The sequence below is a fragment of the Steroidobacter cummioxidans genome (assembly GCF_003104955.1).
Map to the genome: position 1 here is coordinate 23,294 of NZ_LSRW01000064.1, position 15,824 is coordinate 39,117.

The following is a 15,824-nucleotide window of genomic DNA, read 5'->3' on the forward strand; positions in this document are numbered from 1 at the left end:
CAGAGGCTTGAGCGAACGCTCGTAAGTATTGGTCGGGACGGCGAGATTCGAACTCGCGACCCCTTGCACCCCATGAATTTTCGCGCTTCCTGAGAGTGCCCAAACGTTCCTAACTCAAAACGACGTAAGTGTTCGCTTCTGCCGTGTTTTCCAGGCTTTCCGCTACTCCATTGCTGGGAGCGTTGCGGAAGTGCCAAGAACGAATCAGACTGTACCCCTCGCTGTACCCCGGCGCAATACGCGCAGATGGGTCGCGACGCCATCGCGAGAAGCATTTCCGCTGCCGGCCGTTTGCATTCACAACGGGGTACGCGGGGTACAAGGGGTACAGACGTGGCACTCACAACGACCCAGATCAAGGCGCTGAAACCCAAAGCCGAGCGATACGATGTTTCCATTCCATGCGAGGACGAAGAAGGTAATCCAGTCCCCGGCGGCCAACTGCGTATCTACCCGAACGGCCGCAAGGTCTTCCGAGACCGCAACAACGGCGATCCGATCACGATTGGTCCGTTCCCGGCGATTACTCTTTCGACGTTTCACGAGCGCCTGAAAGAGAACCACAAGCTCCGAGGGCGCGGCATTGATCCCAAGGAACACCAAAAGCAGCAGAAGATCGCGACGGACAGAGCAAAGGCAGCGGCCGCCGCCGCGCTGACCGTCGAGCAACTCGCTGCCGAGTTCGTCGCCGAGTACGTCCGCAAACGGCACAAAGATCCTGGGCAGTGCGAAAGGTTGTTAAACGCGGAGATCCTGGGTACCGAGGCCAAGCCGAAATGGCGCTACCGCAAAGTCGGTGAATTAACCCTGCGCGATGCGGTACTGCTCACGCGCGCAATCGATGAGCGTGCGCCGGCGGTGGCCAACGACACTGTGTCATTGATTAAGAAGCTCTGGCGTTTCGGCGCAAGCCAAGGACACGATATTGACGCGAAAGAGATGGCGGATCTTGAGAAACAGAATCCCGAGGAGCCACGAGAGCGCGCTCTCGACGTAGACGAGATTCGCAAGCTCTGGACGAACCTGGATGAGCTCCGCTCCACGCAGCCAGGCGGAACACTGAAGAAAGGCCGCGAGGATCGCCGTGGAACACGCGAGGAACCGCGCTTGTCCCGTGCCGTCGCGATCGGATTGAAACTGCTGCTGGTCACGGCACAGCGTCGCGGCGAATTGCTCAAAGCGCGCTGGAGCGACATCGATCTGGACAAGAAGCTGTGGACCATCCCCGAAGCGCATCTGAAAACCGCGAAGAAGCGCCGCAAGAAAGCGGACAGTGCCGAGGATGAGAATCGGCGAGAGAAAGCACACAGAGTACCGCTGTCCGAGTTGGCGCTCGAACTGCTGCGGGAACTCAAGGACGAGCAGGGCAGACAGAACCGCGATTCGGCCTATGTCTTTCCCACCGCACACAGCAAGAGACTCGGCGATGCTTCGATGGAAGAAAAGTCGCTGACGAGGGCGGCAGCTCGCAACCAATGCGGGCTGGAGCACTGGACGCCGCACGATCTGCGCCGGACCGCTGCCACCCATATGAACCGCCTCGGCATCAACTTCATCTGGGTGGAAAAGGTGCTCAATCACAAGTTGCAAGGAATGCTTAAGGTCTACAACAAACACCCCTACGAGGACGAGAAGCGCTCGGCGCTGGATCAGTGGGCCTCGGAATTGCAGCGAATTGTCGCTGGAGAGTCCAACATCGTGGCGTTGGGGGAAAGGCAGGCCGCGAAGCAGTCGGCTGCTTGAAGCAAACTCCAAGGACAACTGCAATCAACAATGCGGGTGCGGCCTATTCCGTATTGTTGCTCGCGCTTACCCGATACGTACGGTCACAGTCGGCACACCCTCAACAGTGCTGGAGCAAACATGCCGACGCAATCCCGACGCCCGAGCCCGGAACGGATCGCCGAAGAACTTGATGGACTGGTCGAGACCCGCGACGTGGAGCGCGCGACCTGTTACACCCGCCGATGGATATCAGTGCTGATCGCACGCGGGTGCTTTCCGCCGCCGGACGTGCGCGGCCGGCGCGGATCTGCGCATCGATGGCGCAGATCCACAATCCGTCGATATCTCGACTCACTCTGCCCTCAGGTCAAAATATGCAAAACGGAGATGAACAATCCTGATGCTGTCGAATAGCCTCGGTGTACCGAAGTGGTCGTTGAGTTGCCAGGCACATCTAGTAGTCGCCCCACGCGACAGGCAGTTGTAAGTCGTCTGGCGCTAGGGTCCGTGACAGCGCAACGGGGCCGTACATGGTAAATCCGATATAGACATGCACAGTGCCTCCTGGACCGCTTTCTGCGCTTCCCTGGATTGGGACATCTACTCCCAAGTCTCCAATGCTGACGTACTGGCGATATGCAGAGGTGCTGACCACACCCTGAAGTCTCCTCGGGAATCCTTCCTTGCCGACGAGAACGCAGCGTACGGCATTGTGAGAGGGGAGATTCGGCATTCTACGGAGCGAGGCAAACGTTGCATTTGCGTCAGTAAGACGTCCAATTTGGTACTGAGCAACGCCATAGTAAAAGCGACGGAGCACATCATCGCGATATCGAGGCGCTCCAAGGACACGCTCCAAATTGGCAGCGAATCGGGGCCAATCAACATCCGCCTTTGTCTTTTGCAGTCGCCAACGGATGATAAGGTCCGCACGTACTAGGTGCAAATCAACGTCGACTATGGCTCCAACTGCTTCTACCCGCTGCATTCGCTCGTCCAAATAGTCGCTAACCTTCTTGTAGTCACCGCCGGTATCAGTCCGGGTTGCCTTTGCTAACATCTTGCGAGCGACTGCGACGAAGCCGATCTGCTTCCTCTCAGCTGCAAACCACTGTTCTGCGTGATCCTCGAGGTTCTGAATCTCAGACAGTTCGTCTACTACACGGCGCTGCAAGTCCTCAAAATACACAAGGGCCTTTTGGTAACGAAGTGATGTTCGCCCACTGGCGCCGATCAGCTGAAGTGAGCGTTCGATCTCTGAAAGGGCGTCCCCTAAACATGACAGTTTCAAAGCATCGACTCGCCCGTCAACCTGGGCCATCTCAAGTAGGCAATTTGCCATGACATGAGATTGATTGGGATTGAAGTACGCGAAGCTCGAAGCGCGACGAAGGTGCTCTACCACCTGTTCGAATCCTGCTTCGCGGGATAATTCACCTGCACGAACTTGCGCCAAAATGGTCGCTGCAAGCGAGGTATGGATGTACTCTCTGGGCTCATCGCGAGTAGCGCCAACTCCATCAGGCACCGTTAGGGCCTTTTGCAGTTGCTCGTAAGCGAGAGCGAAATTGCCTCCAACGTTTTTAATCCACAACCCTTTATGGTGCTCAAGAGATCGATCACCCTGGGGGATCGCCGTAAGGGCGGTATCATAAAGATCCAAGCCCTGCTCAAACGTGAACATCTTCTCTAATGTGTCACGCGAACGCACAAGGATGTCGTAGACGAAGTTCTTGTACGCCGGCGCCGCGCCACTGCAAGCCGCCATCAGACGTTTCAACACGCGGTACTGCCCCGAATGTCCGGATAGTCCGCCATTCACAAGGCGCAGCAGAACATCGGTGACAATTTGGTTGCGCGTTCTATACATGTACGATTCGCTCGTTTCGTCGTACGTGTCATACAGCAATCCCCAAATTGGTTTACCCGGCTCACACACCGCAAACCAATCGCGATAGTCAATCTCCAGGGATCGCACCAGCACTTCGACAGGTAGTCCAACGTTGAAGCCGCTCGCCACGGCTACAGCTTCATAAGCCGACTTTGCTGTTTCTCCGTTCTGCGTTGCTGAAGCTGCAGCGCCTTCGATAATGGACTGAGCATTTCCTAACCTTCTGTACTCGTCCGCCAGAGACGACTCGAACTGAGCTCGCGTATCAGGTATCAAGTACCAGAGACTGCAAAGAACGTCGGAAGCTTGGCCATACGGATTTCTTGCAATAAGTTCCGCGGCCTGGTCGTCATCGCGAGCTGCGCCGATGCTGGTGAGTACCCCCTGAAGGCGCCGTAGCTCCTCAGTATCGAGCCTATGATGCAATTCAAGCTCTATATTCGGCCTGCCTGGTAGCGCGCTTTCGGCGGCATTGGAGACGATGTAATCGGAATTGCGGAATCCAAATATCATTAAGACCTTCAACTGCGATCCCTCTGCCTGCGCCAGGGCTTCCGAGGGAGAAATTCGCAGCGCCCATGGGTCATCAATGATGATCACAACTCTCCGCTTTAACGCTTTTTCCGCTGCCACTACAACTTTGGCCGCAGCGATCAATTTCCGGAATTGTTGACCTGTGGATTCTCCCATCGCTCGTTTGCACCACAGCACCAAGTGCGACTCGGCCGCCAAGCACTGTGCGACGCTACGCAGGAATGTCGTCTTTCCAACGCCGGCGGCTCCGCGTAACGTCGCTACGGCCAGTGAGCCCGACGCATCCGCGAAAGTGGTCGCGTCTGCTACCATCTGCTCCTGAAGAGTTCGCTCCAGGGCTAGCCGGAACTGATACGGTCTCCAATCATCGCTTGCTGGACGAAACAGCGAGTCAACGACTTGGCGACGAATAGGCTCAAGCGCAACAGCCTCCAGTCGGACGCTCGGCACGATGTACCCCAGATGTTGAAGGTTCGCGAGGTCTTGCCAATGCGCCGCCGGTTTCGGGCTAGTCACTGCGGGTGTGGCCGACGATATCTTCGATCGCCGAGCTGCAATGGCCGATGCCAGTTGGCGCGCATCACCATCGACACGCACCACCTCAGCACCGGAACGCTTTAACAGGGCATTGATCAATGGAAGATCTGGGGTCCTGTCATCTGCCATGAATAACAATCGCGACGGATGTGGCCTCGGGCCACTGAAGACTGTTGCAAGAAATTTGGCTGTGAGTTCGGGTATGGGCTCGGTTCCCAAAAAGACTAGCGGCGAGTCTTTGAGTCGATCGCCGAAGCTGGAAAGTTGTGCGGGCCATTGACCCTCTCGGATCAGGAGGTCTGATTTGGAGTAACAAAGGCTTGCGCGAGAGTCTGTCGCCGTCGGTGTTCCCAGCAGCCGATAGATCGGCAGTGTCCTAACGGCTAGCGTTACAGACGGCGTATCTACTGTTGTGATGTCCCGTGAGGTGGCTAAGCGATCACGGCGGTCGCGAAGCGCGGCGTCAAACAGCGCATCTGGAGTCAGGGAGACGCAAGCCACCCAGTTAGCCGCTGCCAATACTGGTACATCAATTGACGGTTTGAGCTGGTGAAGCTCCTCCCTGAGAATCTGCTTTGCTTTCTCTAGCTCGGTCGGATGCAGCGTTTCAATAATATCGAAAACGTCGAAATAGTCGTTACCTGTCGCCGGCAAAGGGACGTTGGGCAGCCGCGCAAGTAGTGCGCGGCGGATATCTACAAGTACTCCGTTATAGGTACAAGCCCCCGGACCTAGAACCAGTGCTGGATCGCGGGCCATCGATTGAGCAGCTTGCTCAATCGAGAGTGCGCTTCGTGGGCTGCTCACTATTCGAGGCTCTCTATGATAGGTGTTACGTCTACTAGGGCATCCAGAACCTGATCCAGCGGCTGAGCATGGCGGTCGGAATATTCTGCATATACGTGCGAGAGCATGTCCGCAACCCCAACCGCAAAGCTCAAGACATTTGCTCGAAAGTAGCGTAATCGCCAGCATCCCCTAGGGCCGCCGCGATCTATAAATAGCGCGAAGCGTGGAAGGGCGAGGACGCATGTCGGAAGGCTGCTTGTTGTAGCCTCAGATGTGTTCTGGAGTTTTCTAATCTGACCCTTAATGGTCGATAGAATTGATTCGTCTGTGAGCTTGTTTTCGCACTGCATGAAGCAGATTCCGCGCCATACTTTGGCTTCATGTGCATCCAAAGTTAGTACGCTTTGGACGTCAAGCACATGCCCTAGCGCATCTGATAACGAGGAAGCTGCGAAGGCAGATTTCACCTGCCAATACGCCAATGCAGACCGTCCGTCGCATATGGTCACTCCCCCCTCATCGAAGAATGAGCAACTGCTTCTGGCGTCGCGTATGAGCACATCGATTTCAGGGCTGCACGCAAAGCTTTCGCCGGAACTCAGTAGAAACCCATGAGTTGCTTGAGCGCCTGCCGGTAATCGAGTCCGGATGAACTCTCGTACAAGATTTTCTTTGTGTGCCCCGTCGGTAAGCCAATGTGCGTCACCAATCAACAGACGCACACGGTCGGCACTGTTCGTAATCTCGGTTGACCAGCTTTCGAGCAACTTGGAGATTGATCGCATCTGTCCTTCCCGCAGACTCCCTAATCTTCCTTTCCTGGCAGTTCCGGCCCGCGCACCACGCCGCCATGGGCCGCTGCGTTTCGTCGCATGTTCAATGCGCCCAAAGCGCTTAGCGTCGTAAGCCGATCTGGGTTGTTCCTGCAGTTCCAAGCGCTAAGGGCTTAGAACTTTGTCGATTTCTGCGAAATGTACCACCCATTTGCCATCTTGCTCCAACAGGATTCAATGGGTGACGGCATCGATGGGTACTCCGGCCCCGTTGAGCGTGGGGTAACCCGCTCCGGAACGGCCTAAGTCTTGACGGCAAAGGGCAGCGCGCCAGTGTAGCGGCTGTGCCGGGAATTGCTGCAAATTCTTGTGTAACCAAGGCCGTCACTGCCACCGCAGTGACGGCCCACGAAACTGCAGCAAAAATATGGTCGAGCGCCGTATCGTATTTAATGTCGCTCACATGATGGCCGCCGGGCAGACTCGCTCCCGACTGATCTGCCGGCGGACACAATCACCGGCAACCGGCGCCGGGGCGTAAGCGCCACATCATTCGAGCACCAAGCCCGTTGATGCCGTACCCAATCGGTTGCCCCGCCCAGGCGCGTCAGGCTCACTCGCGCGTCGTCCTCCCCCAAGGAGGTTGAGCCGCGTTCGTCACGCAAATATCACCAAGCACGTCGTAGTGCATCCTCACTCTCCGCACCGATCGCAGCCGCCTGGCTGTGATCGGTGCTCCGTTCTTCAACCACTTCCACATAGGAGACAACTTATCGAAGCGAATCCGCATCGTGTTCACCCATGCAAAACCTCCGCCCGAGCTTTCAACAGAAGGCACGGCGGAAGCCTCAGACGAGGCAACAGGCTCCGCTGAGCGCCTGGCCCTTGCCCCTTCGGGGGATCTCGCTTCACGCGAGTTGGCATCAACACTGACCACGGTCAACTCAGCAGCAAATTTCTTTAATAGGTTTTGGCATCAATGGCATTTGGTGGAAGACGATGGACAATCTGACTTATACCTTGCGCCAGCTGTGCGATCGGAATCGAGACGGCAGTCATGCTACGCAAGGCGACCGAGAGAATTCTTTGAAATTGATGGCTAGACAACTCAAGGAAGCAGGCTTCCGCCAGTTGAAAGCCACGTCGTTGAATGGAAAGCATGTCGATGCGCTGCTCGGACGTTGGCGGAACGACGGACTGTCGGCGGGCACACTCAAGAACCGGCTCGCACATCTGAGGTGGTGGGCCGAAAAGGTGGGCAAGGAAGGACTGATATCGTCCAGCAACGACCAGCTAGGTATCCCGAAGCGAGTCTTCGTCACGAACGAGAACAAAGCGACGGAGGTTCAAGACAAGTTGGACAGGATAAGCGATGCGCACGTGCGCATCAGTGCGGAATTGCAGCGTGACTTCGGCCTGCGCCGCGAAGAGGCAACCAAGTTTCAGCCGCGCTATGCCGACCGAGGCGATCATCTGAGAATCAAAGGCTCGTGGACGAAAGGTGGCCGAGAACGCGTGATTCCAATTACCACGCCGGAGCAACGCGCGACGCTCGATAAGGCGCACAAGCTCGTCGGAGAAGGGTCATTGATTCCCGCCGAGAAAACATATATCGAACAGCGTCACGTCTACGACCGCCAATGCAAGATGGCGGGGTTGAAGCACATGCATGGATTGCGGCATGCGTATGCGCAAGCGCGCTACGAAGCCCTGACGGGCTGGAAGGCGCCGGCGGCCGGTGGGCCATCGACTCAGTCATTGACTCCCTCTCAGCGCCTTGCAGATTTCGAGGCTCGCCAGACAATCAGCCGAGAGCTTGGTCACGAGCGAGTCGAGATCACCAAGGTCTATCTTGGAAGATAGCGGAGGTCACCGCCGTCGTTGTCTGGGCGTGGGCACTGTCCAACATCTGCGCCGATCCGCGAGCAGGTCTGCAAGGTGTTGACGCGTTGATGCGTGCTGCCGCGTCACTGAGAGAGCTAATGGCAGGGCAGTCCCATCCGTTCCAAGAGCGAGAGGTTTTGCGCTGCCGCTCGGCATTTTGAGGCCGTCTCAATGAAAAGCCCGGCACGGTGCCGGGCTAACTTCGCAGTATGACGTTCAGGGTCTCTGTTAGTGCTTCGTTGAGTTGCTGGTTTCCAGAACGTCGATGATCCTGACAACAAAGCGCTGTTGCGTCTTCGTCAGTGCCTGCAACCGCTCCGCGTGTCTTATACAGCGCGGAGACAGTCGGCCCTTGCGCTCGCGTGGCAGCTTTGACAAGCCAATCATGCCCTCGACCGGGGTCGAGAATATCTTCGCGATCTTTGCCAGCACGAGCACCGAGATTCGACGCTCCCCAAGTTCGTAGGAAAATACAGCCTGTTGGGATACGCCGATGGCGCGTGCAAGCTCCGCTTGCGTCATTCCTTGCGACTTGCGAAGCGTCGTCACGTGCGCGCCAAGAGCCTTGAAGTACGCGCGTGACTCTGTTCGCATGCTCATGGCCGCGCCTCCAGTTCATCGAGCGCGCCCAATCCGCGTTCGATGAGGGAGACCACGACGACGAACACATCAGCGAGGCAGTGAACCTCGGCCATGTCATGCGTTGCTGCCCGTTCCGCCACTGTCGCGACGGCGTGGGCCAACTGCATGTTTCGGATCGCTACATTGAGCGGGTCCAGCCCAAGCGCTGGTGTGTTGCCCGAGTGCTCGGGCCGCATCCCGGCCTTGCCTGCGCCGCTCACTGTGCACCGGCCCGGAACTGGCGCAGTTCCTGTTCTAACTCCTTGATGCGTTCTAGGCAGCGCACAGCCAACGACACCATGCGGTCGAGGGCGTCGGCGGCACGATTGAGCCGGAACATGAGCGAGCCTTGTTCGGAGCGAACGACCTTTGCCTTCGCGCGCAGCACGAGCGCAGTGGCCCGCGCCTCGGCGATGTCATGCGTGACGTTCATGGCGCGCCTCCTTGCAGCTCGCGTGCATCCAGCGCGATGAGTTCCAAGTCCAAGCATGCGCCGCCGAGCCGCTCGACCGCGCGCTCCAGTGCGTGATTCAGGCACCAGTCGTCGCCGGCGCGGATCACACGCGCAGCCAAGTCGACGACAGCTGTGATGTCGAATAGGGCAGTGCGAACGCCATGGATTCGCTCGGACAGGGATTTCGTCTGGTCAGTACCGGCATCACCGGCCGCAGTGTCCTCAGTGCTCATGCGACACCGCCTTGCAGGCACATTGCCGCGGGCACTTCGGGGCTTTGGGCGATCAGCTCGCGGATCGGTTCGGAGATGTGGGACCGGCGGGCTTTCGCAGCGGACCATGCCGCCAAAGCCGCGGTGAAGGTCGGAAGGAGAGCATTAGCGAATTGGAAATACAGACGACCGCGCTCGACGCGCGGGATAATGGGGGCAGCCATGACAGCACCTCATGTGTGCGGTTGTGGTCAGAGCCGTCGTGGTGGTACCAACACCGCGGCGGCTCGCTCTTCGAACTCAGTTGTTCGCGATCAGTCGGGTTGAGGCTTGGGAGTTGGCCAGCGGATGGCGAACGCAGCTATCGCCAAGTGCGGCAAATCATGGAGTTGCATGGTTTTTCTCCTGCCGAGAAGTTGATGAAGGCAGGAGCGGACGACTTTGTACCCTTGGGTGTACCCCTGGGAGGTACAGCTAAAAGTTCGTCGTTCTAAGTTGTTGATTTGATTGGTCGGGACGGCGAGATTCGAACTCGCGACCCCTTGCACCCCATGCAAGTGCGCTACCAGGCTGCGCCACGTCCCGACACTAAAGCGATGCTACACGGCCGCACTTTCTACGACAACTTTGGGGTCTAAGTCGTTGTTACGCAGCCGTTTTTGCGCGGGACAAAGGAGGGCTGCGCCAGCTTGCGCGCCCGGTGACTCGTCCCGCGGCGCGCGATATTACACTCTTTCTCCTAATCCCGCAGACCCGATTTTTTCAGGTACTCGATCAGCCCCACCGGATCGTTGCTGAAGATCGCGTCCACGCCCAGCTGCGCGTAGGCCTGCCACTCTTCGGCGCGATCCACCACGTCGGAATAGACCATCACTCCGGCATCCTTGAGCTGCTTGAAATCGGACGCGTCCGCGTAGTCTCGGCGCAGGACGACGCAGCTGGCGTGATGACGACGAACCGCTTCCAGGAAGTTCGGCTTGTTCCTCTGCATGCCGAGCAGGCAGGTGCGGATGCGCGGGTTGAGCTGGTGCATGGCATCGATCACTCGATAGTCGAAGGACTGGAGGATGAAACGATCCTCGACGCCGTACTTGCTGACGGTGGCATTGACCTGCAGGGCGAACAGCTCGGGATCGATGCTGTAGCCGGCATCAGGCTTGGGCATCTTCGTCTCGCCGAAGAACAGGGCCTTGCTGTCGCGCGTGGCTCCCAAGAACTCTTCGAGTGACGGCATCCGCGTGCCGGGCACCGCCTGCTGCGCCGGGAAGTTCGGTGGATGACGGGAGCCACAATCGAATGATTGAGCCTCTTGCAGCGTCATCATGCGGATCGGTCCGTGAGCCACGCCTGCTTTCGGATCGGCGAGGCAGATGACTGAATTCACGCTGGTATCGTGGTGTAGAACCACGCGGTCGTCCGACGTGAGATTCATGTCGAACTCTAGAATGTCCACGCCGAGGCTCAACGATTGCCGGAAGGCCGGCAGCGTATTTTCAGGCAGCTGGGCTGGCCCGCCGCGATGGGCGAGCACGAGCGGCTCTGCACACGTGGCCGCACATGAGAAGAGCAGCGCGGCAGCGCTCAGTAATTGGCGATTCATGGCCGTGCTCCTCAGAACGTGATTTTGACGTTGCCGAAGAAGTAACGGCCGTAGACGTCATACACACCGCCACCGCCTTGGTAGTAGGTACCGGGGTGATACGGCGCGTCGACATCGCGCAGATTGTTGATGCCGCTGCGGAACGTGACGTGATCGTTCATTTGCCAGCCGACGCTCAGGTCGTTGTAGATCTGCGCGCCCACGCGGTTGTCGTCGTACTCCTCGTCCGTCTGCGCATTCGGGTACAGCTTGGCGCTGCTCCAGAAGCGGGTATCCAGACCGATATCCCAGTCGCCGAACACGTAGCTCGTGAACAACGTTGCTCGGAATTGCGGGTTCTGATAGCCGCCGTCGTAACGAATGACGCTCGATGACACGCCAGGCAGCGTGGTGGTTTCAAACTGCATCAAATAACTGCCGCGAAGCCCGAGGCTCAGCGTGCCCTGGCCGAGGGGTCTGCGGTAGTTGGCGCCGATGTCGATACCTTTGGCATCCGACATGGACGCATTGATGACGCTGGTATCGACCCACATCAACACCTGATTCTCGTCGCGCGTGGTGCGGCCGCAGAACTCGTTGTCGATCGACGGCAGGTCGACGCACAGGTTGGGAATATTAGTGCGCGACAACGCAGTGATGATGTTGTCGATGTTGATGTGCCAGTAATCGAGCGTCAGGTCGAAGCCGGGCAGGAAGCCAGGCTGCCACACCAGGCCGATGCTGGAGCTGTCCGATGTTTCCGGATTCACATCCGGATTGCCGCCGCTGATGACGTACCCGGTGTAGATCTGGTTGGGTAGGGGAGCGGTAATGCCCAGCGCTGCGCAATTGCGCGCTCGCGTGGGGTTCGCGTTGTAGTTGGTGCCCATGCAGGGATCGGTCAAGCCGATGGCCTGAATGGCGCGCGACGCATACAACTCACCGAAGTTCGGCACGCGCACGCTTCGAGATTTCACGGCTCGGAACGTCAGCCCTTCGATCGGCGCCCAGTTGCCGCCGAGCTTCCAGGTGTTGGTCGATTCGAAGTCGCTGTAGTCGGAGTAGCGGTAGGCGCCTTCTAGGGTGAGGCGCTGTGCGAACGGCAGATCCCTCAGCACCGGAACGACCAGCTCCGCGTAGATCTCCGACACATCATTCGCCGCCTTCAACGCCGGCTCGTACGGCGCCCAATTTCCGAGATGCGACAGCTCGTTCTCGGGCGGGGCGGCGAGGTTGTCGTCGATGTTGTCCACGGCCTCTTTGCGACGCTCGACACCGATGGCTGCCTGCACTTGGCCTGCGGGCAGAGAGAACAGGCTGCCTTTGAGATTGCCGCCGTACACTGTCTGCGTGTTCTCGCGATGTTTTCTACGCGTCGCGATCATGTAGTCGCGCTGTTCCGGCGTCAGTTCGTCGAAGCTGAAGATATTGAACGGCACGCAACCTGCCGCACGCGCGGCTGCGTCGCGGCAGACCGGTTCGCCAGTAACGGGGTCGGAGATCACATCGCGCGCGGCGATGAATCGAGAGGCCCTCGTGGCGTTGTACGCGGCAATGTCGTTAGTGCTGCGGCCGTATTGCCAGAAGGCTTCCCAATGGAATCCGCCGGGCAGTTCGCCCTGAAATGTATTGCCGACCGTCAAGCTCTGCCGATCGCTCACGTCGCCCATCTGGCCGAAGATTTCGTAGCTGCGACGTACCGGCGTGGAGGTGAGGCCGTTCGCGACCATGATCTGCCGGAATGACTCGGGCAGGTAAGGATTGTCGAGATAGGCGGTCGCGCCGCCGGCGCCGTTCAGCCAGGTGGTGCGCTCGTCATCGCGGTAAGGCCGGCGATAGGCATCGTACTTGGAACGCCCATAGTCGAAGCGCAGGCCGTAGCTGAGCCAGTCTGTCACCTCGTAGTCGAAGCGGCCGATGAACGACGCGTTCTCGATGGGCGCGATCAGGAAGTCGCTCCAGTACTGGCTCTGTGGCGATCCGCCATCACCCGCCGATCTCGCGCTGGTACAGCTCGACAAGCAGGCGTCGTAAGAACCGATGCGGGCGCTGCCGTCCGGATTCAGCAGATAGGTCTGGCCGCCCACAAAGATGTTTGGCTCGGGCTGCAGATACAGATTGGTCATGCGGTAGTAGACGATCCGATCGGGGATGCCGTCATGCGGGCCGGTATTGGCCGGATTGATCTGATACTGAATATTGGTGTCTTTCGAATAGCGTTGATGGAAATAGATCGGCTCGTTCTTCAGATAAGTGCCGCCGATCGTGATGGTGCCGCGGTCATCTGCGAAGCGGGTGCCTGCCACCAGGGACACTTGGGTCCGGTCGCCGCCGCCGTGTTCGGTGGTGCCGGTGGTTGCTGTGACTTCCAGTCCCTCGAAGTCTTTCCTGGTGATGACGTTCGCCGCGCCTGTCACTGCATCGGCGCCATAAACCGCAGCGGCGCCGCCCGTGATGATCTCGATGCGATCGATCATCGCCGACGGAATCATGTTGATGTCGACGGCAGACGAGGAGGCGGCGCCGGAAACTCTGCGGCGCCCGTCGACCAGCGTCAACGAGCGGCTCACGCCCATGTTGCGCAACTCGATCGTGGCCATGCCGCCGTCGTACTGACCTTCCGGCGCGCTATTGAAAGGTCCATTGCCCGGACCGACCGCGACATCGCGCAGCACCGTCTCATAGGCCGTGGTCTTGCCTTGCTTCAGAGCGAGTTCCATGTTGACCACGCCGATCGGCATGGCGGACTCGAGCTCCGATCTCGCAATGTGCGAGCCGGTCACGACGATTTGCTCCAGGGCATCGGCGTCAGCACTCGCTGTCGGCTCTGCAGCATCGAGAATCGCGGTCTTGCCATCGTAAGAGCGAACCACGAGGCCTGTGCCGGACAGCAGTCTGTCGAGCGCGTCGCGTGTATCGATCTCGCCGCGTACGGTGTTTGTGATCCGGCCTTCCGCGACACTGCCCGCCAGGATGATCTGAATGCCTGCCTGTTTTGCAAAGGCGCGGACACCGCTTGCAGCAACCTGCGAAGGAACATCGAAGGCAGCGACTTGTGCCTGCGCGGCAGAAGCGAAGCAAAGGGCCGCAGCAACGGCGGCCGTGATGGACGCTGGCGTACGGCGGGAGGATGACAACATCGTCGGAACCCTTGTGAATGGATTGTTCGGGTTCAAAGACGACCGGGTGCGGGGAATCCTTCGTTCGTCACGAAAGATTCATACTCCAGGGGCGGGATCGACTGCGGCGCGCCGAAAATCAGAGTCGGGTACTATCTGCTGAATGAATTTGCGCAGATAGGCATCGTTTATGGTGATGAGCTCGGTGGCCAGGCTGCTAACGCTGTTCTTGATTGTGTGGCTCGGCGCCTTTGTCCAGGCCGAAGCGGCTGCGCTCAAACCTGCCGAGCAAGCTGCGCTCGATACGCTTGCGAAAGAGGCCGTGGGCAAAGGCCAGACCGCCGGCCTGGTGGTCGCTGTGGGAGAGGTGGGCAAGCCGCCGGTCGTGCACAGCTATGGCTTCGCCAATCTGGAATGGCAGGCCGCGACCACGCCCGACACCGTGTTCCGCGTCGGGTCCATCACCAAACAATTCGCAGCCGCTTGCGTCCTGCTGCTCGCCGAGCAGAAGAAGCTGTCGCTAGATGACAAGCTCTCGACGTTCTTTCCAGACTATCCACGCGGCGACGAGGTGACCGTCCGGCAGCTGTTGAGTCATACCTCAGGTGTGCACAGCTATCCCGGTCCCACGGAACGGACCATCGTTCGTGCGGGTATCTCGATGCCAGAGATGGTCAAACATCTGGGCGGTCTGGGGTATGACTTCGCGCCCGGCGCCGATTTTGCGTACAGCAACTCCGGCTACTTTTTGCTGGGTGCGGTCATTGAGAAGGCGAGCGGTCAGACGTTCCGTGACTTCGCACGCGACCGTTTGTTTCAGCCGCTCGGACTGTCGCAGACTGCGGTCGACCTGAACGAGGACGTCGTTTCTCATCGTGCGACCGGTTACGAGCGTGATCGCAACAAGCCGGGCAGATACGTCAACGCAGTTTATTCACACATGAGTGTGCCGGGTGCGGCCGGCGCGCTGCGCTCGACAGCTGCGGACTTGATCAAATGGACCGAGGCGCTGCATGGTGGTCGCGTGCTGAGCGCCGCCTCGTACAAAGCGATGACGACTGCGATTCGCGTGCCTGGGAAAGAGGATGTGAGCTATGGGTTGGGACTCTGGCTGAAGCCGGAGCAAGGCCATCCCTTGATCGGTCACAACGGCGGCATCGACGGTTTCGAGTCCAGCCTGATTTATTTGCCCGAGCGCAAGATGACCCTGGTCATCCTCAGCAATACTCAGAACGGGACGGGCGAGTTGCGGGCCAGGATGCTCGGCGTGCTGTTCGGCAGCGCTCAGAATTGAGCGCTGCCGTCGAGACGATTTACTGAGCCGCGATGACGCGGATTTCCACACTCCATTTCGGCAGTGCGAGCTTGGCTTCCACGCATGCACGCACCGGCGTGTTGCCGGGGCTGACCCACTTGTCCCACACCGAGTTCATTTCGGCGAACGTGCTCATGTCGGCCAGCCAGATCGTCGCCTGAAGCACGCGGCTCTTGTCGCTGCCGACCGAAGCCAGCGATTCATCGATCTGCTGCAGAATGTCGGCGGTCTGGGCTGCCACCGATTGCCCGGCTGCACTTTCTGCCACGTAGCCGGACAGATAGATGGTGCCGTTGTGGACCACCATGTCGCTCATCCGCGGGCCCACTCCGTAACGCTTGATCTCGCTCATCGCTCTTACTCTGGATTGACAACAGGGCCGCGTAGTTTC

General features: G+C 58.8%; 12 protein-coding genes and 1 tRNA gene. 3 read left to right on the top strand and 10 right to left on the bottom strand.

Annotated elements, in window-relative coordinates:
- The first annotated feature begins 333 nt into the window (after positions 1–333).
- Entirely contained in the window at positions 334–1,743 is a 1,410-nt protein-coding gene (locus D0550_RS25875) for a tyrosine-type recombinase/integrase (protein WP_161966052.1), read from the top strand.
- 436 nt (positions 1,744–2,179) lie between these two features.
- Here D0550_RS25875 and D0550_RS25880 read toward each other — a convergent pair whose 3' ends face one another.
- Both D0550_RS25880 and D0550_RS37215 read right to left on the bottom strand, forming a co-directional pair.
- Positions 2,180–5,494: a P-loop NTPase gene (locus tag D0550_RS25880; RefSeq protein WP_153067346.1), complete on the bottom strand. Its 3,315-nt coding sequence runs from the start codon at positions 5,492–5,494 to the stop codon at positions 2,180–2,182.
- Positions 5,494–6,261 (bottom strand): DUF6602 domain-containing protein, encoded by a 768-nt coding sequence (locus D0550_RS37215; RefSeq protein WP_414717344.1) that lies wholly within the window; start codon positions 6,259–6,261, stop codon positions 5,494–5,496. The genes D0550_RS25880 and D0550_RS37215 overlap by 1 nt, the downstream gene beginning before the upstream one ends.
- Positions 6,262–7,248: 987 nt before the next feature.
- On the opposite strand from D0550_RS37215, the gene D0550_RS25885 reads away from it, so the two are divergent.
- Complete coding sequence (locus tag D0550_RS25885) at positions 7,249–8,112, top strand: phage integrase N-terminal domain-containing protein (protein WP_116812092.1); 864 nt, start codon at positions 7,249–7,251, stop codon at positions 8,110–8,112.
- A 249-nt stretch (positions 8,113–8,361) separates the two neighbouring features.
- Here D0550_RS25885 and D0550_RS25890 read toward each other — a convergent pair whose 3' ends face one another.
- From D0550_RS25890 to D0550_RS25920, 7 genes are all read right to left on the bottom strand, one after another.
- On the bottom strand, positions 8,362–8,733 hold the full coding sequence (locus D0550_RS25890; protein ID WP_116812093.1) for a helix-turn-helix transcriptional regulator: 372 nt from the start codon (positions 8,731–8,733) through the stop codon (positions 8,362–8,364).
- Complete coding sequence (locus D0550_RS25895) at positions 8,730–8,975, bottom strand: hypothetical protein (RefSeq protein WP_116812094.1); 246 nt, start codon at positions 8,973–8,975, stop codon at positions 8,730–8,732. The genes D0550_RS25890 and D0550_RS25895 overlap by 4 nt, the downstream gene beginning before the upstream one ends.
- Positions 8,972–9,187 carry a hypothetical protein gene (locus D0550_RS25900; protein ID WP_116812095.1) on the bottom strand — a complete coding sequence of 72 codons (216 nt, stop codon included), beginning with the start codon at positions 9,185–9,187 and terminating at the stop codon, positions 8,972–8,974. The genes D0550_RS25895 and D0550_RS25900 overlap by 4 nt, the downstream gene beginning before the upstream one ends.
- The gene (locus D0550_RS25905) at positions 9,184–9,441 is read right to left on the bottom strand and encodes a hypothetical protein (RefSeq protein WP_116812096.1); all 258 of its coding nucleotides are present in this window, start codon (positions 9,439–9,441) and stop codon (positions 9,184–9,186) included. The genes D0550_RS25900 and D0550_RS25905 overlap by 4 nt, the downstream gene beginning before the upstream one ends.
- Before the next feature lie 487 nt (positions 9,442–9,928).
- Positions 9,929–10,005 (bottom strand) — tRNA-Pro (locus D0550_RS25910).
- Positions 10,006–10,159: 154 nt separating this feature from the next.
- Positions 10,160–11,020, bottom strand: a complete 861-nt coding sequence (locus D0550_RS25915; protein WP_116812097.1) for a glycerophosphodiester phosphodiesterase family protein — start codon at positions 11,018–11,020, stop codon at positions 10,160–10,162.
- Between the two features lie 11 nt (positions 11,021–11,031).
- Positions 11,032–14,139: a TonB-dependent receptor gene (locus D0550_RS25920; RefSeq protein ID WP_116812098.1), complete on the bottom strand. Its 3,108-nt coding sequence runs from the start codon at positions 14,137–14,139 to the stop codon at positions 11,032–11,034.
- 184 nt (positions 14,140–14,323) lie between these two features.
- On the opposite strand from D0550_RS25920, the gene D0550_RS25925 reads away from it, so the two are divergent.
- Entirely contained in the window at positions 14,324–15,412 is a 1,089-nt protein-coding gene (locus D0550_RS25925) for a serine hydrolase domain-containing protein (protein WP_206606543.1), read from the top strand.
- A gap of 19 nt (positions 15,413–15,431) precedes the next feature.
- Here D0550_RS25925 and D0550_RS25930 read toward each other — a convergent pair whose 3' ends face one another.
- Positions 15,432–15,785 (bottom strand): RidA family protein, encoded by a 354-nt coding sequence (locus D0550_RS25930; protein ID WP_116812100.1) that lies wholly within the window; start codon positions 15,783–15,785, stop codon positions 15,432–15,434.
- Between the last annotated feature and the right edge of the window lie 39 nt (positions 15,786–15,824).